Source organism: Kolteria novifilia (assembly GCA_007748055.1).
Taxonomy (GTDB): domain Bacteria; phylum Planctomycetota; class Planctomycetia; order Kolteriales; family Kolteriaceae; genus Kolteria; species Kolteria novifilia.
Map to the genome: position 1 here is coordinate 4,921,213 of CP036279.1, position 21,165 is coordinate 4,942,377.

Sequence of the window (21,165 nt, forward strand, 5' to 3'; positions counted from 1 at the left end):
CGACAAACCAGGGCCAACCAACCCAAGCCTACCGCAACCCACAAGACGCCACCGTTGCAACGCTCACACCTCAAACGCAAGGAGGTCCTTCGTCTCAACGAGTTGTTGACGCACAACCTCAGGACGGTCAAGTGCTACCTGATGAAGGAAGACTTCCAGCGGCTTTGGGACTACAAGGCTCCCTGGCGGATCGGATCCTTCTTCCAGGAGTGGCTCGATCGGGCCTTGAGCACACGGATCGAACCGATGCGCAACCTGGCACGAACCCTCGAGCGTCACGCCGAGCAGATCTTCAATTGGTTCGAGGCAAAAGGAGAGATTTCCGCGGGCGCCGTCGAGGGAATGAATCTGAAGGTCAAATTGACGACCCGCCGATCCTACGGCTTTCGCGACCCCAACACCCTCAAATACGCTCTCTATCACAATCTCGGCAACCTCCCCGAGCCACCATCGACCCACAAATTCTGAAGACGAGGCGGCAATCCTTGCAAGCTCAGAAAGCTGGATAGCTTTTCTGTGTTCTCGCCGTTGAGCTAGAAGTAGAGGCAAGTACATGTTGAACTCATCATCTGTATCCGATTCCTGGATTAAGCGGCTCTTGAGTTCGCGAATTGCGTCACCAAATTCGCTTTCTCTCATGTCCGCTATTTTCGCCAGATCTAACATAATCCTCAGGCGTTTTGAATGAATTCGCACTACATAGGGGCGAAGCAGAATCGATCTTCGCTGCAAGAATACATCTGGTAGAGATCGAGACATTTTCATCGTACCCGGAAACACATTCCATATTGACTGCTTTTTCTTAATTCCTGATAGGTCGATGAAACGAAGGGTATTGCTGGAGTATAATGCATCAGCTCTTTTGCATTGCTCCAGCCACAACGCGTCCAACCAAAAGTCATCCGCAAACGAAGCTAACTTGTTATCAAGCGTAGCTCGCGACTCTGGAGACAGCGAACTCCAGGAAAGCAGGTGCTGGATGCTCTCCACCGCTTCCATCATGATACTCGTTTTTGCGGAATGATGAGCAAAGCTGCTCCTGTGATCGATCAGGTTCGCGACAGCGATCACGTCGAGAATCAACTCTACAGAATCCGCGTGGTCACCGCTTATAGCATCGACAATGGCGATCCTGCTGAGAAAGCAAGCAAGAGATCGTAGTACTTGCATCTCTCGCCAATCAAGTTCGCTTTGCTGATCTTGTCGGATCGAACGAATCACCTCTTTCAGACGACTCAATAAGATTTGGTTCGCCTCAGCGTCCATACTAAGGCAGAAGATCTTCTTATCTGAAAGTGGAGAATAATGTTCGTAACTGGTAAGCGTAGCCGAGCTAATTCGAAGCTGCCTGGACAACTTGATCAACTCTGCAGTTACCCGATCCAGTTCCTCTTTTGGGTCTGCTAAGCGACCTTTCTCCCGAACGGCCTGCAGCAGATTAACCAGCCGAGATCGCTGTGATAGTACTTGCAAGTGCGCCATGCTAAAGACAAGCACCCAGGGCAACAGCAATGAAAGTGTGACAGCAGCAAGAAGCAGTAACGGCCTTCTCTTGCACAGGTATGTCGGCAGGTGTCGCAGCCTAATTCGTCGCATACAATCTTGCCTAACCTGAAAAGAAGCTAGTGTACTGTTTACAAGTTGAGCGAGTTTATGCTGGTCACGATATCGCACCGTGAGAACCGCATAGCTCCGACTCCGTGCTGTTTGCTTTGTGAATCTGCGAAACCCAATAGATACGCATCTGAATGAAACACTACACTAGAGGTTGTTGGCGATCCAAGTAATAAAATCATCGATCTCATCTAGCAAATCGGCCTCGTCTTCAGAATTTGTGGGTCGATGGTGGCTCGGGGAGGTTGCCGAGATTGTGATAGAGAGCGTATTTGAGGGTGCTGGGGTCGCGAAAGCCGTAGGAGCGGCGGGTCGTCAATTTGACCTTCAGATTCATTCCCTCGACGGCGCCCGCGGAAATCTCTCCTTTTGCCTCGAACCAATTGAAGATCTGCTCGGCGTGACGCTCGAGGGTTCGTGCCAGGTTGCGCATCGGTTCGATCCGTGTGCTCAAGGCCCGGTCGAGCCACTCCTGGAAGAAGGATCCGATCCGCCAGGGAGCCTTGTAGTCCCAAAGCCGCTGGAAGTCTTCCTTCATCAGGTAGCACTTGACCGTCCTGAGGTTGTGCGTCAACAACTCGTTGAGACGAAGGACCTCCTTGCGTTTGAGGTTGCCGCGACGCTTGAGCAGCAGCCAACGCGTCCGCTTGAGCACCTCGAAGCCCTTGCGTTTGAGTTCGCGTGCCTCCTGGGCCCGCACCTTGTCGATCGCCTTGTTGAACAACTGCATGATGTGGAAGCGGTCGAGGATGTGCAGGGCCCCATTGGCCTCGCGAGCGATGACCGACAGGTAGGCCTTCCACATGTCGCTGCAGATGTACTTCAGCCGCTCGGTTCGCCGCCTGCCGAAGAAACGAAAGAAACGACCGAGCGTCTCCTTGGTCCGGTCTTGCCCGACCCAAAGCAGACGACGCGATCCGCGGTCGATCTGATAGACCAGGGTGAAGTACTGATGGCCCTTGCGGTAGGCGACCTCGTCGATGCCGACCGCCTCGATCCCTTCCAGGTCGCGATGGCGGATTCCCCAGCAAACCGCCATTTTCACCGCACGAAAGACGGTGTGCCAACTCGTGCCGAAGATCTCGGCGGTCTCACGCCAGCTCAAGCGTTTGGCCCAACGGGCCAGGAACCATTGGAAGCTCGACGTCGTTCGCTCCTTGCCCGAGGCCCAGGGAAGGCGTTCCACCTTCACCCCGCAAGCAGGGCATGCGACCCGCCGCGCCGCGTAGACCAGCCAAACCGCCAGGCCCCACAACGGCACGTGCTGAAAACGGCGTTCCGGCAAGTGGTCGTACGTGCCGCCACGATTCCCGCAACCCGAACAGATCGGCCGGCTGCGACGCCGTGGGCGAACCCGAACCAGCAGTCCCTCTTTCGACGAATCGGCCCAAGCCGCCGATTCGTAGACGAAACTCCCGTGACGCTCCAAGGCGTTGAGGATAACCTGAAGTCGCATCCCGTCTCTCGCGGCCGGCGTTTGAAGAAGTCCTTGCAAACTCCATCATGCGCCACTCGAGAGCGGGATGCTCTTTTTTGGCCTGCTGCCGACTCCTCTCCTTTCCGCTTGACCAGTGGAACATCCTCCCCGCCAACGGCCAAGGAGGAGTCTTTGCCGGGCGACCGAAGCCGAGCCACGATGGCGAGGCTGCAGGGCGAGCGAAGCGAGAAGACAAGGCAAAGCAGCAGCCGGACGCGGCCCTTGGCATGCGGCGGTAACCTCCACTACCAAGCGGAACGGAGAAGACACTCACCACCCACAGATTTGGCAATAGAGCCAAAGAAATATGTCGTTCGCTTGAGCGAGCAAGAGCGCGAAGAACTGCGTGGGATCGTTAGGAGGCTCTCCGGATCGAGTCAAAAGGTCCGCCGGGCCAACATCTTGTTACAGGCCGATGCGGATGGGCCGGCGTGGACGGATAAGCAAATCGCACAAGCCTATCACTGTCGTAGCAAAACCGTGGAGAATGTTCGGCAGCGGCTCGTGGAGCGAGGGTTTCGCGAAACTCTCGACGGCAAGAGGCGTGAAGCGGCACCTCGCCAGAAAGTCCTCGACGGAAAGCAGGAGGCGAAGGTGATCGCGACCCGCTTGGGACCGCCGCCGAGCGGCTACGCGAACTGGACCCTTCGGCTGCTGGCGCGTAAGGTGGTGGAGCTTGAGATCGTCGAATCGGTCAGCCATCAAACGGTCATGCGAACGCTCAAGAAAACGGAATGACGAAACGAAAACTCCAGTACTGGGTGATCCCGCCTGAGTGCGACGCCGAGTTCGTCGCGAATATGGAGGACGTGCTGCACGTCTACGAAAAGCCGTACGATTCAGCGATTCCGGTGCTTTGCATGGACGAGCAGCCGGTGCAGTTGGTCAAGGAGGTGAAAGCTCCGATCGCGGCGACTCCATCCCACCCCAAACGCATCGACTACGAGTATGAACGGGCCGGAGTCGCGAACGTGTTTATGTTTGCTGAACCGTTGGCTGGTTGGCGAAAGGTCTCGATCCGTCCCACCAAGACCAAAGTCGACTGGGCCCAGGAGATGGCCGAACTGTTGGAGGGACGCTACGCCAAGTGCGACCGAGTGATCGTCGTTTGCGACAACCTCAATACGCACACCAAAGGCGCGTTCTACGAGGCGTATGAACCGGAACGCGCCTTTGCGTTGGCGTCGCGGGTGGAGTTCCACTACTCCCCAAAACACGGCAGCTGGCTCAACATCGCGGAAAACGAACTAAGCAGCATGACACGTCAATGCGTGGCCAACCGCAGGATTGGCGACCTCGAAACCTTGCGAAAGGAAACAAACGCTTGGGCACACGACGTGGTGAGCGTTGCAACGGTGGCGTGTGGGGGAAGCAGGAGCCGATGACGATGGGGGACCGGTCACCGATCAACGGGGAGTGGCGGCAGGGGCGCGGCGTTGGGCTCGGCGGGCGCGTTTGCGGTCGGCTCGTTGGCGGGCTTCGTCGGCGCGCTCTTGGAGACGATGCTGGGGATGCTCGTCGATCCAACGGTCCGGTAGCAACGAAGGGAGATCCGAAGCCGGGGTGGTCGGCAGGCGGGTGTAGACGTCGCGGAGATACGCGAAGGGATCGACGTGATGGCGGTTGCAACTCTTGGTCAGGGTGAAGAAGGTGGCGGCGGTCTCGCCTCCTTGGCTGTTGCCGAAGAAGAGCCACGCCTTGCGGCCGAGGACGGCGTACTTCAGCGCCGCTTCGGTGCGGTTGTTGTCGATGGGAATCGCCCCATGGTCGAGATAGCACGCGAAGGACTGCCACCGGTTGGTCATGTAAGCGATGGCGGCGCGCCACTTCGATTTCGGAAGCTCCCGTTCGCTTTGCTCGAGCAGCCACTGATGGAACTCGGTCACGATCGGCTTGGCGTCGCGTTGCCGCAGGGCGCCGCGTTGTGACACACTACTGTCACGGGCGCGATCTTCGATGTCGTAGAGCCGCTGGAAGTAGCCGAGGGCGGTGTGCGTCCGCACGCTCGGCGCGCTGAAGTGGATTTCCTCGAACTTGCGGCGCGCATGAGCCCAGCAACCGACGGGGACGATCCGGTCCTCCGCCGCGGCGATTCGCTCGTAGCAGGTGTAGGCGTCCGACTGCAAGTAACCCTGGAAACCGGCGAGGAACTCGTCGGGACCATCGCGGCTGCGGTCGGGCGTGAAGTGGAAGCAGTCGTAGGGATGGGCATTGTCGCCGACGGTGCTCCAGAGATAGGTCTTGGTGCAGCCAGGCGGCTCGCCCGCCAACATCTTGACCGGCGTTTCATCGCAGCCCAGCACCTCGGACTGCAACGCCAGCCGACGCATCAGTTCGACCAACGGCGCGACCGCCAAGGCCAGGGCGAAGAGCCAACGCTGTTGGGTGCCGCGGCCGATGCGGCAGCCGTGGCGAGCGAGGATGTCCTCTTGTCGGTAGTAGGGCAGATGGTCGGCGAAGCGACTGGCGGTCAGATGAGCCCAGAAGCCGGGGCCGGCGTAAGCGTCGATCAGCTGCGGCGGTTTCTTCGCCGTGGCGATCGTCGTCTCGCCCGATGCTTCGTCGCGAACGATCACCTCTTGGTAATGTTCGATCACATGGATCGAAGCGGGCGTGAACTCCAGTTGCTCGCTGGTCTTCTTGAAGAACCGCCGGGCGGTCGGGTCGCTTCTCAGCTCCTCGGGAATCTCTTGCTCGTCGAGTTCGTGACGGACCGTCTTGCGCGGCAGCAACTCGGGGAAGAGACGCCGGCCGCGTCCCTTGCTCGTGCGGCGTTCCGGTGACGGTTCGTCGTCATCGCTCTCTTCGTCGTCGCCGGAGCCTGAATCGTCGTCCGCCCCGACGATTGTCGAGTCGAACAAAAGCCCCTGCTGGGAATCGTCGACGAAGCGTTCCCGCCGCCGGCCGTACAAGGTCCGCTTGAGCAAGTCGACGTCGCTCTGCAAGCGATCGATCGTCTCCTGCTGCTGAGCGATGATTGCTTGTTGTTGGGCGATGGTCTCCTGCTGCTGAGCGATGGTCTCTTGTTGCTGGGCGATGACGGCGGCTTGCCGTCGGCGCTCCCGATCGAGTTCGATGATCAACTCGTGGCAGGCGTCGATATCGTGGGGGAGGTTCACGTCGAAGGCGTCCATCAAACCGATCTCAGTTGTCGCGGGGACACCCTAGCACCTCGACGCCGAAGGCGCCAGAGCAGTTTCAGCAATTTCGACGGAATGACGAGAAAGCCTGCGAGTCCGCCTCGTCGCTGCCATCACCATGACATCGTTGTCGCTCGCGAAGAGAACGCCAGGGTCGATCGTCCAACGAGATTGGCAAGCGAAGAACCCTGGGTCCGAGGACAACCGAAGACAAGACTCGGTTTTGGTCGCGTGCCGTCCCATGGCTTCCAGGCTCTCGCCGCCGCGACGGGGAACTGGCGTCTCGAAGGAGCAGCGGCGCGTCCTGGCTCCGCGGAGCGGCACGCATCATTCGGGAAAGAGCGAGGGGAAGTCACGAACGACGGGACGACGTCGCGTCACGGTGCTGATCGGAGACTTGAAAGCGTTTGCGATGCCGGACCGAGGAGAGGTCGATGCCCTCGAGAATGAGTGACAATTGTCCGGCAGTGATCTCGAGGCCGGCCTCGTCGTCGGCCGCCTGGGCGTCGGGAAGCTGATAGCTTCCTTCCTCCAACTGCTGATACCAAATGCAATAGCCGACGCCGCCCCAATAGAGCACCTTGAGGCGATCCCGGCGGCGATTGATGAAGACGAACAAATGGCCCGAAAGCGGATCTTGCTCGAGCACCGACTCCGTCAAGGCGATGAGCCCGTGAAAGCTCTTACGCATATCGACCGGTTCCCGGGCCAGAAAGATCCGCACCTGATGAGGGACCGACCACATGCTCACTCCTCCTCGACGCTCTCGAGGGCGGCAAGCACTTGACGCAAGGCGTCGCAGTCGACTTGGGCCGGCGCCCGCACGATGTAGCCTCGGGGGTGAACGATCTCGATCACGCTCATCGACGGCGGGGCCACCCGCAACGTCACGAACGGCGACGGACACGTTCCACCGCCATCGACCGCAGTCGACCGTTTCTCTTGTCGATCGCGTCGCTGTAGCTCACGCCGCCAGCCGTAGAACGACGCCTCCGAAATCCCTTCTTCCCGGCAGAACCTCCGAACGCCCCGCCCGCTCTCCTCTTGCCGACGAACGACCTTCCGCCAATACGCTTCCTTCTCCGCACAACGAACTCGCATCTTCCGCCTCGCGACAAACCAGGGCCAACCAACCCAAGCCTACCGCAATCCACAAGACGCCACCGTTGCAACGCTCACGCCCGACCGGCATCGCGGAATGGGCGCGCATGAAAAAAGAGTTGCTGCTCGAGACGCTCGAGCTTCCCAACGGCATTCCGGCCAAGGACGTCTTCCGACGGGTCTTGGCGGCGTTGCGACCGGATGCCTTTCAGTCCTGTTTTGTCAGTTGGCTTGAGTCCTTGCGGCAGGCGGCTTGTGAAGAGGGTGCCGTTAGCCAACCGGTCTTCGCCATCGATGGCAAGACGAATCGCCGCAGCCACGACCGCAAACGCGGGCTGGGAGCGTTGCACGCGGTCAGCCTGTGGGCCAGCGAGTTGGGCCTGTCGCTGGGACAAGTCGCCTGCGAGGAGAAATCGAACGAAATCACGGCGATTCCCGAGCTTTTACGGTTGGTCGATCTCCAGGGAGCGATCATCACCATCGACGCGATGGGAACGCAGAAGGCGATCGCGAAGCAGATCGTCGAGGGCGGAGCTGACTACGTCTTGGCAGTCAAGGGTAACCAAGAGAGCCTCGAGACAGCGATCGCCGATACCTTTCTGGCCGAGACCGAAGACGACTTCGCCAGTGGCAAGGTTCGCAAACATGAGACGACCGAAACCGCCCACGGCCGCACGACGACACGAACCTATTATCAAATGCCGGCTCCGCGAAGCCTGGTGGACTCGGCCGCGTGGGCGGGACTTCGGACGATAGGCATGGTCATCGCGGTCTGCCTACGTGACGGGAAAGAGACGGTCGAGATTCGTCGTTACATCAGTAGTCTTGGGATGGGCGTCCAACGGTTCGCCCGCGCCGTCCGCAGCCATTGGGGGATCGAGAATTCCTGCCATTGGATTCTCGACGTCGTCTATCGCGAGGACGATTCACGCATCCGCGATCGTTTCGCCCGTGAGAATTTCGCCTGGCTCGATCGTTTCACGCTCTCTCTACTTAAGCAACATCCAAGCAAGGACAGCATCGCGATGAAACGCCGAAGCTGCGGCTGGAGCGATGACTTCTTGATGGAAGTCCTTACAGGAAAAGCCACTTAGTATGCGCTGGCCTTGACCGTGATTCCTACCTGCGAATGAACCTTCACTCCGTTCACCAACTCTGCGGGAGTGCTTAGCTATCGACTCGCCTGATCGATGATCTCTACCAGTTCGCTCCTCGAAGTTAAGATCTCAATGTATCCCCTCTTTGAATCCAACTCCGCCCATCGAAGACCGGGAAATGGGCCATTTCCTTCTGGTAGGGTTGTCTTGAACTTAATCACATTCCCTGGCTCAACACTCCGCCAAGACTCGACATCCTCTTCTTCGACACAGAGATTCAGAAAATCAACAGTGATCTGACGTCCATCCGCCAATTCGACCGCCGTGGATGGCATCTCCATCTGAATACTTGGATTGTACTCATTGTCTAACTCCGTATCGGTGACCTTCCCAGTCCATTCAACTTCACTATTCCCGTAAATGCGGGAGACTTCAGAACCTGACAGTCCGTCGCCAAAGTCTCTGCTTACACGATTGACAAACTCGGACCAGTCGGATTCCCATTCGCGCCCTTGAAGACTCACAGCTGACTCCTTCTGAAGACCATATCCGTCCGAAATGGTGCGCGTTCACGGGTTGACCTTGACGAAAACGGTGGATTGTTCAGTCTTCGTTCATGGAAGGTCATCGGGAGCAAGCATGGAGGATTGCGACGGCGCCACTCGAAGAGCGAGTGGTCGCCATCGAGGAGATCCTGATTCGTCTGAGTAAGCTTGAAGAAGAGGTAGAGGATCTTCGGGCGAAGGCGGGTCAGGATTCGACGAACTCTTCTCGTCCTCCTTCGAGTGATGGTCCTCGTGGCCAGTCCAAGGGGAAGGCGAAGCGCAAGCCACCCTCCGCGCCAACGGGTCGTAAGCGAGGCGGTCAGCAAGGTCATCCGAAACACTCTCGGCCGTTGACGCCTCCGGAAAAGGTGGCCGCGGTGGTCGATTGCAAACCGCGGTCGTGCGGTGATTGTGGGGCGCCACTGCATGGGGACGACGCGACGCCCGTCCGGCATCAGGTCGCGGAAATCCCTCCCATCGAGCCGGTGGTCACCGAGTATCGACTTCATGAGTGCGTCTGCGACCGGTGTGGGGCTCGGACGCGCGGCGGCTTGCCCAAGGGGGTACCCACGGGCAGCTTCGGTCCCCGGTTGACCGCGATCTTGGCCTTGCTCTCGGGCGGCTGCCGGTTGGGGAAGCGGACCGTCCAACAATTGGCCGACCAACTCTTCGGCCTGACCATCTCGCTGGGCATGATCTGCAAGTTGGAACGCCGGGTGGCCGAGGCGTTGGAGCAGCCGATCGCCCATCTTGGCGAGTACGTGCGAACCCAGCCGGTCAACATCGACGAAACCTCCTGGCGTGAGCATAAGAGCAAGAGTTGGTTGTGGGTGGTGGTCGCTCCCTTGGCCACCTTCTTTCACATCGCTGACCGTCGAACTGGCCAAGTGGCCAAGTCGCTGCTCGGCGAAGCGTATGATCAAGTAGCCACTTCGGATCGTCACGGCGCCTACAACTGGATCAAGCATCGCCAACTTTGCTGGTCGCATCTGCGGCGCGACTTTCAAGCCATGGTCGATCGCGGCGGAGCCGGTCAGCCCATTGGCGAGCGTTTGCTATCGATGTCCGATGCCCTCTTTATCTGGTGGCATCGGGTTCGTGACGGCGATCTGGCCCGCAGCAGCTTTCGCACCTATGTCAGCATCCTCCGTGGCGAACTAACCGACGCTCTCGAAGCGGGAATGCAATGCGGCTGCGCGAAGACCGCGCGGATCTGTAAACGATTGCTCAAAGAAGAAGCGCATCTTTGGACGTTCGCACGCCTCGAAGGGATCGAACCGACCAACAACACCGGCGAGCGAGCGATCAATGTCGCGGTGCGTTACCGTAAAATGAGCGGGGGAACCGACAGCGAGGCGGGAAGTCGATTTGTCGAGCGCGTCCTCTCGGTCGTCGCCACTTGCCGACAACAAGGCCGCGACGTCCTGGAATATCTCACGGAATGCCTGCAGGCCAAACTGCATCAACTCGAACCGCCTTCGCTGGTACCATCACGCGAGCACTAACATCCTACCCAACCAAACCAACACGCCCGCCGATCAAACCCCGTGAACGCGCACGGTTAGGGCCTAGTGGTCTGGTCCATCCAAAATCTAGGGTGCCACTGGCTGCTGGTCAACCGGTGCCGAAGGGTGAGGACCACAGCACCACCGTCGTCGAGCGAAGACAGAGCGCCAGCCAGCCCCGTGACAAGGTTGGTACGACGTGGTTCGCTCCCTATCTCAATAGATTTTGACCGGAAACCAGACGAAACCCACGACTCCCGCGCGCCTGCGGAGCTGCGGGTTCTCGGCAACAATGAAGGAAGCAACATGGCGAGCCTCGAAGGAAAGACGGCCATCGTCACTGGCGCGGGAAGCGGTATCGGCCGGGCGACGGCCCGCGCTCTCGCGGACGCCGGCATGAAGGTCCTTGCCGTTAGCCGCACCGAAAAGAGCCTGCTCGAGACCACCGACTACGCGACCAGCGGCAAGCTCATCGCGCACACGGCCGATGTCGGCAAGGACGAGGACGCCAAAAGCCTCTATGACCTCGTCGACCGGGAGGGAGGCGTCGTCGATTTGCTCGTCAACAACGCCGGCATCAATGTCGCCAAACGCCGTCTCGAGGAGGTCTCCGCCCAGGACTTCCGCGCGATGGTCGAGACCAATCTCGTCGGCCTCTTTCTGATGACCGCTCCGGCACTGGAACGGATGCGGCCGCGAAAGAAAGGGACGATCGTCACCATTTCGTCGATCGCCGGGCTGCGACCGAGCGTCTTGGCGGGCATGGGCTATTGCGCCAGCAAGTCGGGAGCGACGTTCTTCGGACAGGGACTCCAGCTCGAAGAGGCCGAGCACGGCATTCGCAGCACCGTCATCTGTCCGGGCGAGGTCAATACCGGCATCCTCGACAAACGTCCGGCCCCCGTCCCGGAGGAGCTCCGCGCCGTCATGCTCCAGCCCGAGGATGTGGCATCGGCCGTTCTCTTCGCCGCGACCCTTCACCCGCGCGCGACGGTCCCGATGATCGTGATGACTCCCTCCAACAATCCGTTCGTCTAACTCACGCCGACGAGCACGCTTGTGCCAATTCAGGCTCGCGACCACGTGGGAGGGACGGTCAACGACAACCGGAAGAAATCCCTGGATTCACGGAGAACGCTCCGTATCGTAAGCTCGGTTTTGTGACTCTCGTGGGGCCTAGGTACCACGAAGAGTGTTGGAGACTCGAGCCTTGGCGTCGGACGTCCGGCGTCATTCGAGTCGGGGTCAGTGGACACATCTTGCCCGCGAGCGTTTCTTAAGTGTGCTCGAGAGGGCGAGCCAATCGAATTCAATCAGTGTAAAGGAGCCAGCGGTGGCAGAAGGCACCCCCGAACAAACACACCCCCAAGTCAACGTCGATGACGCTGGGCTTCAGCCCATGTACACCAACTTCTGTCGGGTCACTGGGACTCCGGAAGAAATCATCCTCGACTTCGGCTTGAACACCGAGCCGTTCGGCAAGTCGAGTGGTCCCATTCGTCTCGGCCAGCGGATGGTCTGCAACTTCTACACCGCCAAGCGCCTTCTCATGGCGTTGTCGGTCGCCGTCCAGCGCCACGAGCAGACCTTCGGCCCGCTCGAGACCGACGTCAACAAGCGCGTCAAGCAGCCTCCGGCTGGTGGCGGCGCTCCGGCTGGCTCCTAGTTCCAGCTCCCGACAACTCTGATTCACGCCACGGATTGGACCATCCGCGTCCAATCCGTGTGTCGCTGACGGGAAATAAAACCGCCTCGCAAAACGGCCGCGGACCGTTCTTCCTCCCTCCACGATCCCCAGATCAGTCTGGCGGCCTTATTTTCCATCGACTATCATGCGCGCCGACACGGCGAGTTGTCGGCGAACGCCAGGCGGATCGCGAACGTACCAAGGAATGTGAGTTCTCGGGATGAGAACAACCCGGTGGTGGATCATGTCCCGCCGTCGGTCGGCTCGCTCCCCGAGGACGAGTCAACGAGTAGCCACGAGGGAACGACCGGATGAAACTTCGCCCGGGGATGGAATGGCGCGTGTGCAAAACGCTGCTGGCAATGATGGCGATCGGTTTCGCCGCCGGCTGCGGATCCAAGTCGGCCGACTCCGACGCGGGTGGTTCCTCGTCGGCGGACACGACTTCTTCCGCCTCCGCGATTCCCCCCGAAGGTGATCCCTCCGTCTCCGCCGAGGATGGCGGCCCCGGCTTCACCGGCGAGGGTTGGCTCACCAGCGATCCCGGCTACCTCGGCGATCCCAACGCCGTCAAGGGAGGCGGCATCCGCACAAGTATCCGCGCTTGGCCCGGCAACCTCCGCATGATGGGAACGGGTCACAACACCTGGCTCAACTACCTCCTCGCCGACATTTGCTACATGAGCCTGCTCGAACTCGATCCCGACACGCTCGAGTTCTTCCCAGGGCTCGCCAGCCACTGGTGGATCTCCGAAGACAAGATGACCTACCGATTCCGGATCGATCCGCGCGCCCGTTGGTCCGACGGCACGCCCGTCACCGCCGAAGATGTCGTCGCCACTTACAAGCTGGGGATGGACGACACGACACTCGATCCCTCCTACCAGTTGGTCTTCGGCAAACTCAATCCACCTATCGCCAAGTCGAAGTACATCGTCGAGGTGAAAGCCAAGGACAAGAATTGGCGTAACTTCCTCTATTTCGCCGGCCAAACCATCCTTCCGGCCCATCAAATTGGAAACATCACCGGCAAGGAGTACCTCGACAAGTTCAACTACGCCCTGACGGCGGTGAGCGGTCCGTACGAACTCCTGCCCGAGGATCTCGACAAGGGCAAGTCGATCACCGTCACCCGCCGCGATGACTTCTGGGCGAAGGACGCGACCTGGAACAAAGGCCGCTACAACTTCGACAAGATTCGCTTCGTCGTGGTTCGCGATCCCGAGCTCTCGTTTCAGAAAGCCGTGAAAGGCGAACTCGACTACTTTTTCGTTTCCAAGGCGGAGTGGTGGGCCAAGGACCTTCCGGAGATGGAGCCGATCAAAAAGGGTTGGCTCATCCGCCGCAAGTTCTTCAACGACGCTCCCAACGGCACCGGCGGCTTCGCCCTCAACACGCGCCGCGAGCCGCTCAACGACGTCCGGGTCCGCAAGGCGCTCCAATACCTCTACAACCGCGAAACCTTCATCAAGAAGTTCGCCTACGACGAGTACACCCCGCTGCACTCCTACTACGCCGGCGGCGAGTACGAGAACCCCGAGAACGAGAAGTTCGCCTTCGATCCCGAAAAAGCGGTCAAGCTCTTGGCCGAAGCCGGTTGGAACAAACGCAACGCCGACGGCATCCTGACCAAGGACGGCAAAGCGCTCTCGCTCAAGCTCACCTACTACAACCCGGCGATGGAGAAGTACCTCACCGCGTACAAGGAAGACTGCGACAAAGTCGGCATTCGTCTCGAGCTCGATCAGATCGACCCCGAGACGATGTGGAAGAACCTCATGGATCGCAACTTCCAGATGGTGATGATCCAGTGGGGCGCGCTCGTCTTCCCCAACCCGGAGACCTCCTTCAAGAGCAGCCTCGCCGACAAGAACGACAACAACAACATCACCGGCTACAAGAGCGACAAGGTCGACGCACTTCTGAAGAAGTATGACGTCGCGTTCGACCAGAACGAACGGCGCAAGATCATCCAAGAGGTCGATCACCTCGTCTACGAGCAGCACCCCTATGTACTCTCGTGGTACCAGCCGTGCCAACGGGTGATCTACTGGAACAAGTTCGGCATGCCGAAGTTCGGCATCCCACGCACGGCCGAGTGGGAGGCCGCCTTCACCTACTGGTGGATCGATCGCGACAAGCAGAAAAAGCTCCGCGCCGCCGAGAAGAGCGGCGAGTCGCTGCCGATTCCCCCCGTCAACAACGAGTACTGGCTCGAAAAGCGCGCCTCCTCGACCGCACAAGCCAATTGACACGTTTTCCTCTCGAGGGAATGATGCCGATCCTCACGTGAGGAACGACGACATTCGCGAACCTGAACCTTGGGGCCGCCCGGCGGATGATGGGCGGAAGATCCTTCTCCGGTTGAGAGCCGATTGATGACGGCTTATTTCCTGCGGCGACTACTCCTGGTCATCCCGACCTTCATTGGGGTGACCCTCATCGCCTTCCTGATCACACGACTCGTTCCTGGCGGTCCGCTCGAGCGAGAGCTGATGCAGATTCAGATGGGTGCCGCGGGCGCCGGCGGGGAGGCCGTAGGCGGTGCTTTCGGTGGCGGCGTCGAAATCCCCGAGGAGGCACGAAAGCAGCTCGAGAAGGAGTTCGGCCTCGATAAACCCTTTGTGGTCGCCTACTTCCTTTGGCTCGGGCGTGTCTGCACGCTCGACTTCGGCACTTCCTACAACTACCGCGAACCGGTCTGGAGCCTGATCAGCGAGCGGTTCCCGATCAGTTTGATGTTCGGCCTGACCGGGTTTCTGCTAGGGTATCTGGTCTGCGTTCCCCTCGGCATCGCCAAGGCTCTCCGTCACGGCCATCCCTTCGACTTCGTGAGTTCCTTCATCGTCTTCGTCGGATACTCGATCCCCGCCTGGGCGATGGGAACGCTCCTGCTCGTCGTCTTCGCCAGCGGGCAGTTCCTCGACTGGTTCCCCCTCGGCGGCATTCACAGCCACTCGTTCGACGAGCTTCCCGCGATCGTTCGCGACAACGTCGATCGGGATGCGGTCATGGACGACTTCGATGAGCTCGACTGGGAGAAGCTCCCCTTCATCGACAAAGTGATCGACGTCGGCAACCATATGGCGCTGCCGGTCTTCTGCTACATGATGGGATCGTTCGCCACCCTCACGATCTTGATGAAGAACTCTCTCCTGGAAAACCTCGGCCACGACTACGTGCGCACTGCGTTCGCGAAGGGGCTCTCGCCGACCCGTGTCATCTACTTGCACACGCTGCGCAACTCGCTGATCCCTCTGGCGACCGGCTTGGGACACGCGCTTAGCCTACTCATGGCGGGTTCCTACCTCATTGAGTGGGTCTTCAACATCGACGGGATCGGCTATCTCGGTTACACCTCGATTCTCGGCCGCGACTATACCGTCGTGATGGGGATCCTCGCGATCAATACGATCTTGACGCTGGTGGGCAATATCATCTCCGACGTGCTCTACGCGATGATCGATCCTCGGATCCGCTTCCAGTAGTGGGAAAAGCCAGGCTTCATTCGACAAGGGAAACGTGAAGACGTTGTCAGATGCTCCCAGCGAACCGTCCGAGTCACTCCTCAAACGCCGTCTGCGGCGTTTTCGTGGGCTGCGGCGCGGCTATTACAGCTTTCTGATTTTGGTGACCGCCTATCTCCTTTCGTTCGGGCTTCCCTTCGTCATGGGACGACAGGCGCTCGTGGTGCACTACGACAGCCAGTGGTATTTTCCGGCCTTCCGCTCGTACTTTTACAACACCTTCGGTATTGGGAACCGGGGGCTCTACCTCGCCAAGACCTTTGAGCAGACCGACGCCGAGGGCAAGCGAGTCCTCGGCCAAGCCGACTACGCCGCGCTGAAGAAACAGTTCGCCAAACAGGACAATGGCAACTTCGTCCTCATGCCCTTGATCCCCTTCGGCCCCAATCAGCAGTCCCTCGACCAGAAGGGGAACCCGCCCTATCCACCTTCGTGGCAACATTGGCTCGGGACCGATGATCGCGGGCGCGACATCCTCGTCAGACTCGCTTACGGATTTCGCATCTCGATCAGCTTCGCCCTCGTCGTGACGGGGATCTCGTACATGGTCGGCATCGCCGTCGGCGCGACGCTCGGCTACTACGGCCGTTGGGTCGACATGCTGGGTCTGCGCTTCGTCGAGATCTGGGGATCGATCCCGTTTCTCTACACCGTCATTATTCTCGCCTCGCTCCTGCCACGAACGTTCGGACTCCTGGCGGGGATCCTGGCGACCTTTGGCTGGATGGGCATCACCTACTACATTCGCGGCGAGGTCTACCGGGAACGCTCCAAGGACTATGTCGCCGCGGCAATCGCGGTCGGCGAGGGTCATACCTCGATCATCTTCCGCCACATTCTTCCCAACTCGCTGACGCCCGTGATTTCGTTCGCTCCCTTCGCGATCGTCGCGAACATCACCTCGCTGGTCGCTCTCGACTTCCTCGGCTACGGCCTTCCTCCACCAACGCCGAGTTGGGGAGAGCTCATCGGCCAAGGAAAAGAGAATATCCGCGACTGGCACTTGGTCGTCTTTCCCCTAGTGGCGATGTTCCTCACGCTCCAACTGATCGTCTTCATCGGCGAGGCGGTGCGCGAGGCCCTCGACCCCAAGACCTACAGCCGGCTCCGATGAGTCACGGCTCGATCGACAATTCGATGGGTGCCACTGGCTGCTTGTCAGCCAGTGCCCGAAAGAGAATAGGTTCGCAATCGCGATGTCCTCAAGACGCGTGTCAGGCAATGGCCTGACCTACGAGGGCCAAGCACAAGTAGGGTGGGTCTCGACCCACCTTCTGAAAAGCACGACATCAACAAGGACCGTTCACGCTTGACCGACGCGATCTCACCTGAAGCCACCGACGAACCGAAGACGGCCACCGAGCCCGTCCTGAGCGTGCGCGACCTTCACACCCACTTTCGGGTGGAAGGTGGCATCGCCAAGGCGGTCGAGGGAGTCTCTTTCGATCTCTTTCCGGGTGAAGTCCTCGGCATCGTCGGGGAATCGGGATCGGGCAAGAGCGTCGCGTCCCTTTCCATCATGCGGCTAGTCCCCGATCCGCCGGGCCTGATCGCCAAGGGCGAGATTCTGCTTCGGGGTCGCGACCTGCTGAAGATCCCCTACGAGAAGATGCGCAAGGTCCGCGGCGGAGAGATCGGCATGATCTTCCAGGAGCCGATGACCGCCCTGAATCCGGTCTTCACCATCGGCATGCAACTGACCGAAGCGGTCCGCGTCCACGAAAAGGTCAGCCGGGCCGAGGCTCGCGATCGCGCCATCGAGGCGATGCGGCAAGTCGGCATTCCCGATCCCGCCGAGCGACTGAAGGACTATCCGCACCAGTTCTCCGGCGGCATGCGGCAGCGCGTCATGATCGCGATGGCGCTGATCTGCAACCCCTCGATCCTGATCGCCGACGAACCGACGACCGCCCTCGACGTCACCATCCAGGCACAGATCCTCGAGCTGATGCTCGCGATGAAGGAGAAAAAGGCGGGCTCGTCGATCATCCTCATCACCCACGATTTGGCGGTCGTCGCCGAGACCTGCGACCGCGTCGTGGTGATGTACGGCGGCAAGATCCAGGAGGTCGGCACCGTCCACCAGATCTTCGAGGAACCCAAGCATCCCTACACGAGGGGTCTTCTCGCGTCGCTGCCGACGGCCTCGACCGAGCGAAAGTCTCGGCTCTCGACCATCCCCGGCAACGTCCCGTCGATCATGAACCCGGCCCCCGGTTGCCGCTTCTCCAACCGCTGCCCGGAAGCGATCGATCGCTGCAGCGTCGAGGAGCCGGTCCTGCACCAGCTTCCCGGAGAGCGCTTCTCGCGTTGTCATCTTGTCGAGGAGGAAGCCCTCGGCCAAGTCGACAAGGAGAAGGCCGATGTCTGATCAACCGCTGCTCGAACTCCGCAACCTCGTGGTCAGTTACGCCGTTTGGGGTGGGGTCTTTCGGCACAAGGTCGGCGAAATCCGCGCCGTCGATGACATCTCATTGACACTCCGGTCCGGCGAAACACTGGGACTGGTCGGCGAGTCGGGCTGCGGCAAGTCGACCGTCGCCAAGACGATCCTCAACGTCGTGCGTGAGATGGCCCCCGGCGTCGAACTCGGCGGCGAGATCCGCTACCACCGCGAACGCGGAGCCGTCAATCTGCTCGAGCTGCGACAGCGGGCGATGCGCCCCTTCCGGCGCGAGATCCAAATGATCTTTCAAGACCCCTTCGCGTCGCTGAACCCGCGGCAAACCGTCGGCCAGATCGTCGACGCGCCGCTGCGCATCCACACCAACCAAACGGCCAAGGAGCGGCGTGAGCGCATCCGCTGGCTCCTCGAACGATGCGGTCTGCAAGGGAGCTACATCGGTCGCTATCCGCACGAGTTCTCCGGCGGCCAGCGTCAGCGCATCGGCATCGCCCGGGCCCTCGCGGTCAATCCGAAGCTCATCGTCGCCGACGAGCCGGTCTCGGCGCTTGACGTCTCGGTCCAGGCTCAAGTCATCAACCTGATGCAGGATCTCCAGGACGAGTTCGGGCTGACCTACCTCTTCGTCGCCCACGATTTGTCGGTGGTTCACCACATCGCCGACCGGATCGCGGTGATGTATCTCGGCAAGCTTGTCGAGATCGGCGAGGCCGACGCGGTCTACCATCACCCGAAGCATCCCTACTCGAAGGCGTTGCTCTCGGCGGTGCCGCAACCCGATCCCAACCGAAGTCGCGCCAAGCGGCAACTTCTCGAGGGCGAGATTCCCTCGCCGCTCAACAAACCCTCCGGGTGCGTCTTCCACACCCGCTGCCCCATCGCCGAGCCCGACTGTTCGATCAAGGTTCCTCCGTTGGAACCCAAGGAGTCGGGCCAAGAGGCTGCGTGCCCTTACGTGTGATTTCGCCGTGAACTCTTGGTATGCTTCATCCGGCGAGGCGGTGGGAGAGTCACCATCGAGTGACGAGAGGCATTCCTCATGAACGTGTTCGGCATGGCGATTTTTGGCGGGGTCATGGGGCTCGTCGTCGCCCTGGCGAGCACGACGAGGAACCGCACCATCGAGGATTGGGAGGATGAACTCGAACTGATGCGAGCGAGGAAGGCCTCGAAGGAAGAAATTCAAGCGGTCGAACGCATCATCGCGCGGCGACGGGACAAGCACAAGATGGGCGTGATCTGGCTAAGACGAATCGCCGCCCTCTGGTTTCTCTTCACGCTGATCATCGGGGGACTAATGTCGGGAGTCGCCATCTTCCTCTACATGGTGAGATGACGAGCGCCACTTACGCTACCCAACCTCGACATTCACGGTCCCGGAGGTCCCGGTCGCGGGCCACCACCAGGCCGCGGGCCACCGCCAGGTCGTGGGCCACCTCCCATGCGGGGCGGTCCCCCCATCCCGCGCGGTGGTCCCCAAGAGGAGCGCATCAAACTCTGGGCCCTACCCAGTTGGTTCCCGATCGGCGGTTGCATGCGCATCGCCCGCGGCGGCAAGTTCCCCACTCGGCCCAAGGCGGCAAGCGGCGATCCGGACGGTCCGCCCCCCGGCTTCATCAGGGAACTGAAGGGATTGCCCCCCAACCTCGGCATCGGCGTGGCGCGATTCCCCATCGGCGTCGCCTTCATCAGATCCGAAAACGGCGACGACGAGCCGGGACGCATCCGTGACGAAAACGGATTGCCCCCCGGAAGTCCCGACCCAGGTCGACCGCCACCAAAGGGACTCTTCCCCGGTCGCGGTTGTTGTTTCGCGGCCTTCATCCGATCGGAGAAGGGAGAACCGGAACCCAGCGGTCCTCCCGGCTGCCGGGATTCGCGAAGCCGATCCGAGTAGGGCGAACCCTTGGCGGCTTGTCCCAACGAGTCGCCGAGACGCTCCGCTAGTTTGGGGTACTGGTCGACTTGTTGACGCAAGAGTTCCTGCCGCGCCTGGGCCGTGTTGTCGCCTTGGGCCCGCGCGGCGTCGTTGAACTTGGAGAGCTCCTCGAGCGATTTGAAGTAGTCGCCGTACTGGTTCTGGAGATTCTCGGGGACTTGGTCGCCGTAGCGGTTCCACCAATCGCCGACGGCTTGACTGTAGTCCTGAAGGTTATCCTCGTTCATGTACTGATCGACCATCGCATTGGCGACGTCCCCATAGCGGTACCCGTTGGCGAGTCCATAGTCGACGGCCGCCTCGCTGGGCACATCGTAGACGCCGTAGCCATCGCCCTCCCCGTCACCGCTGCCATTCCCGCTGTCGTAGACTCCACCGGCGGCATAGCCAGTTCCGTCGTCGCTCTCCGAGTCGTCGGAATTGCTGGAGTCCTGGTCGGACGAATTCTGGTTGCTCGCGGCCATGTCTTGAAGCATCTGCAAGTACTGCCGAAAGAGCTGTTGATCTTCCGAAAGCCGCTGGGCCCAAGCGTCCGTCGCGGTCTGCTGCGTTTGCGATTGCATCGCGTGGGCCTGCGCGAGAATCAGTTGAATTGCCTTCTTCAAGGGCGGTTGGGCATAGGCGGTTCCGACGATCTCCACCAGGTCGGGATGGGCCTTCATCTCCTCAAGGGCCCGCGGAGCGCTGACCAGAACGGTCGCCGCGGCGTTCTGCAACTCGGTCGGATAGTCGTGGGTCGTGAGATAGCGGTCGATCTCTCTCGCCGGTCGATGCCAAACGCCGTTCAGTTCGTCGATGAGCTTGGGATACTTGGTCGAATAGCTCGCCACCTCGAGGATGGCGTTGCGCGTCGCCTCGGGGAAAAGGGCGATTCCTCGAACCGCCTCATCGAGTTCCGCCCCCTTCTCCGGCCCGAGGATGGTGATGAGGATCGTTGACGGGTCGAACTGTCCCGGAGGCCCCGGCGGAGTCACTCTCGGAACCCCCGGAAGGGGCGGCTGAGCCCAAACGGTAACGGAGCATAGGACGATAGCCAAGCACGTGAGCAAGGTCTCGCAACGGATCCCAAACGACATGAGTGACTCCCCACTGAAGGATGAGCTTCTCGCCGACGGCGTTCGAGTCGTTG

20 protein-coding genes are annotated in these 21,165 nt (G+C 60.3%); 14 read left to right on the top strand and 6 right to left on the bottom strand.

From position 1 onward, the window contains the following. The first annotated feature begins 54 nt into the window (after positions 1 to 54). Both Pan216_RS18075 and Pan216_RS18080 read left to right on the top strand, forming a co-directional pair. Positions 55 to 468, top strand: coding sequence for a transposase (locus tag Pan216_RS18075; protein ID WP_145260012.1), 414 nt, complete (start codon positions 55 to 57; stop codon positions 466 to 468). A 504-nt stretch (positions 469 to 972) separates the two neighbouring features. Then, positions 973 to 1,161, top strand: coding sequence for a hypothetical protein (locus tag Pan216_RS18080; protein ID WP_145260014.1), 189 nt, complete (start codon positions 973 to 975; stop codon positions 1,159 to 1,161). A gap of 664 nt (positions 1,162 to 1,825) precedes the next feature. On the opposite strand, the gene Pan216_RS18085 is transcribed toward Pan216_RS18080, so the two are convergent. Next, entirely contained in the window at positions 1,826 to 3,070 is a 1,245-nt protein-coding gene (locus Pan216_RS18085; protein ID WP_145260016.1) for an ISL3 family transposase, read from the bottom strand. Between the two features lie 339 nt (positions 3,071 to 3,409). Between Pan216_RS18085 and Pan216_RS18090 the strand changes: the two genes are divergently transcribed. Beyond that, positions 3,410 to 3,829, top strand: coding sequence for a helix-turn-helix domain-containing protein (locus tag Pan216_RS18090; protein WP_419192684.1), 420 nt, complete (start codon positions 3,410 to 3,412; stop codon positions 3,827 to 3,829). Further along, the gene (locus Pan216_RS18095; protein WP_145260020.1) at positions 3,826 to 4,476 is read left to right on the top strand and encodes an IS630 family transposase; all 651 of its coding nucleotides are present in this window, start codon (positions 3,826 to 3,828) and stop codon (positions 4,474 to 4,476) included. Before Pan216_RS18090 ends, Pan216_RS18095 begins: the two co-directional genes overlap by 4 nt. A gap of 21 nt (positions 4,477 to 4,497) precedes the next feature. Here the strand turns inward: Pan216_RS18095 and tnpC (Pan216_RS18100) are convergent, their stop codons facing one another. From tnpC (Pan216_RS18100) to tnpA, 3 genes are all read right to left on the bottom strand, one after another. Beyond that, on the bottom strand, positions 4,498 to 6,225 hold the full coding sequence (gene tnpC / locus Pan216_RS18100) for an IS66 family transposase (RefSeq protein ID WP_145260022.1): 1,728 nt from the start codon (positions 6,223 to 6,225) through the stop codon (positions 4,498 to 4,500). A gap of 358 nt (positions 6,226 to 6,583) precedes the next feature. After that, complete coding sequence (tnpB, locus tag Pan216_RS18105; protein ID WP_145258236.1) at positions 6,584 to 6,976, bottom strand: IS66 family insertion sequence element accessory protein TnpB; 393 nt, start codon at positions 6,974 to 6,976, stop codon at positions 6,584 to 6,586. Between the two features lie 2 nt (positions 6,977 to 6,978). Then, entirely contained in the window at positions 6,979 to 7,332 is a 354-nt protein-coding gene (gene tnpA, locus Pan216_RS18110; RefSeq protein WP_145258235.1) for an IS66 family insertion sequence element accessory protein TnpA, read from the bottom strand. Positions 7,333 to 7,397: 65 nt separating this feature from the next. Between tnpA and Pan216_RS18115 the strand changes: the two genes are divergently transcribed. Further along, positions 7,398 to 8,426 (top strand): ISAs1 family transposase, encoded by a 1,029-nt coding sequence (locus tag Pan216_RS18115; RefSeq protein ID WP_419192685.1) that lies wholly within the window; start codon positions 7,398 to 7,400, stop codon positions 8,424 to 8,426. Positions 8,427 to 8,503: 77 nt separating this feature from the next. Here Pan216_RS18115 and Pan216_RS18120 read toward each other — a convergent pair whose 3' ends face one another. Next, entirely contained in the window at positions 8,504 to 8,953 is a 450-nt protein-coding gene (locus Pan216_RS18120; protein ID WP_145260026.1) for a hypothetical protein, read from the bottom strand. Between the two features lie 92 nt (positions 8,954 to 9,045). Here Pan216_RS18120 and tnpC (Pan216_RS18125) point away from each other — a divergent pair, with 92 nt between their 5' ends. From tnpC (Pan216_RS18125) to Pan216_RS18165, 9 genes are all read left to right on the top strand, one after another. Further along, entirely contained in the window at positions 9,046 to 10,479 is a 1,434-nt protein-coding gene (tnpC, locus tag Pan216_RS18125) for an IS66 family transposase (RefSeq protein ID WP_419192686.1), read from the top strand. Between the two features lie 306 nt (positions 10,480 to 10,785). After that, positions 10,786 to 11,517 (top strand): SDR family oxidoreductase, encoded by a 732-nt coding sequence (locus Pan216_RS18130; RefSeq protein ID WP_145260028.1) that lies wholly within the window; start codon positions 10,786 to 10,788, stop codon positions 11,515 to 11,517. A 295-nt stretch (positions 11,518 to 11,812) separates the two neighbouring features. Beyond that, entirely contained in the window at positions 11,813 to 12,145 is a 333-nt protein-coding gene (locus Pan216_RS18135) for a DUF3467 domain-containing protein (protein WP_419192687.1), read from the top strand. Positions 12,146 to 12,477: 332 nt separating this feature from the next. Then, positions 12,478 to 14,418, top strand: coding sequence for an extracellular solute-binding protein (locus Pan216_RS18140; protein WP_145260030.1), 1,941 nt, complete (start codon positions 12,478 to 12,480; stop codon positions 14,416 to 14,418). A 126-nt stretch (positions 14,419 to 14,544) separates the two neighbouring features. Then, positions 14,545 to 15,654: an ABC transporter permease subunit gene (locus Pan216_RS18145; protein ID WP_145260032.1), complete on the top strand. Its 1,110-nt coding sequence runs from the start codon at positions 14,545 to 14,547 to the stop codon at positions 15,652 to 15,654. 34 nt (positions 15,655 to 15,688) lie between these two features. Then, positions 15,689 to 16,807: an ABC transporter permease subunit gene (locus Pan216_RS18150; protein ID WP_145260034.1), complete on the top strand. Its 1,119-nt coding sequence runs from the start codon at positions 15,689 to 15,691 to the stop codon at positions 16,805 to 16,807. Positions 16,808 to 17,002: 195 nt separating this feature from the next. Further along, on the top strand, positions 17,003 to 18,064 hold the full coding sequence (locus Pan216_RS18155) for an ABC transporter ATP-binding protein (RefSeq protein WP_419192688.1): 1,062 nt from the start codon (positions 17,003 to 17,005) through the stop codon (positions 18,062 to 18,064). Beyond that, positions 18,057 to 19,058, top strand: a complete 1,002-nt coding sequence (locus Pan216_RS18160; protein ID WP_145260036.1) for an ABC transporter ATP-binding protein — start codon at positions 18,057 to 18,059, stop codon at positions 19,056 to 19,058. Before Pan216_RS18155 ends, Pan216_RS18160 begins: the two co-directional genes overlap by 8 nt. A 78-nt stretch (positions 19,059 to 19,136) precedes the next feature. After that, positions 19,137 to 19,433 carry a hypothetical protein gene (locus Pan216_RS18165; RefSeq protein WP_145260038.1) on the top strand — a complete coding sequence of 99 codons (297 nt, stop codon included), beginning with the start codon at positions 19,137 to 19,139 and terminating at the stop codon, positions 19,431 to 19,433. Positions 19,434 to 19,465: 32 nt separating this feature from the next. Here Pan216_RS18165 and Pan216_RS18170 read toward each other — a convergent pair whose 3' ends face one another. Beyond that, positions 19,466 to 21,112: a hypothetical protein gene (locus tag Pan216_RS18170; protein ID WP_145260040.1), complete on the bottom strand. Its 1,647-nt coding sequence runs from the start codon at positions 21,110 to 21,112 to the stop codon at positions 19,466 to 19,468. Positions 21,113 to 21,165 lie beyond the last annotated feature (53 nt).

What these genes read in the sequence shown, in the direction of transcription:
- tnpB (WP_145258236.1), bottom strand. Translation starts at nt 6,976, where the DNA reads ATGTGGTCGGTCCCTCATCAGGTGCGGATCTTTCTGGCCCGGGAACCG.
- tnpC (WP_145260022.1), bottom strand. Translation starts at nt 6,225, where the DNA reads ATGGACGCCTTCGACGTGAACCTCCCCCACGATATCGACGCCTGCCAC.
- Pan216_RS18130 (WP_145260028.1), top strand. Translation starts at nt 10,786, where the DNA reads ATGGCGAGCCTCGAAGGAAAGACGGCCATCGTCACTGGCGCGGGAAGC.
- Pan216_RS18160 (WP_145260036.1), top strand. Translation starts at nt 18,057, where the DNA reads ATGTCTGATCAACCGCTGCTCGAACTCCGCAACCTCGTGGTCAGTTAC.
- Pan216_RS18140 (WP_145260030.1), top strand. Translation starts at nt 12,478, where the DNA reads ATGAAACTTCGCCCGGGGATGGAATGGCGCGTGTGCAAAACGCTGCTG.
- Pan216_RS18165 (WP_145260038.1), top strand. Translation starts at nt 19,137, where the DNA reads ATGAACGTGTTCGGCATGGCGATTTTTGGCGGGGTCATGGGGCTCGTC.
- Pan216_RS18095 (WP_145260020.1), top strand. Translation starts at nt 3,826, where the DNA reads ATGACGAAACGAAAACTCCAGTACTGGGTGATCCCGCCTGAGTGCGAC.
- Pan216_RS18170 (WP_145260040.1), bottom strand. Translation starts at nt 21,112, where the DNA reads ATGTCGTTTGGGATCCGTTGCGAGACCTTGCTCACGTGCTTGGCTATC.
- tnpA (WP_145258235.1), bottom strand. Translation starts at nt 7,332, where the DNA reads ATGCGAGTTCGTTGTGCGGAGAAGGAAGCGTATTGGCGGAAGGTCGTT.
- Pan216_RS18085 (WP_145260016.1), bottom strand. Translation starts at nt 3,070, where the DNA reads ATGCGACTTCAGGTTATCCTCAACGCCTTGGAGCGTCACGGGAGTTTC.
- tnpC (WP_419192686.1), top strand. Translation starts at nt 9,046, where the DNA reads ATGGAAGGTCATCGGGAGCAAGCATGGAGGATTGCGACGGCGCCACTC.
- Pan216_RS18145 (WP_145260032.1), top strand. Translation starts at nt 14,545, where the DNA reads ATGACGGCTTATTTCCTGCGGCGACTACTCCTGGTCATCCCGACCTTC.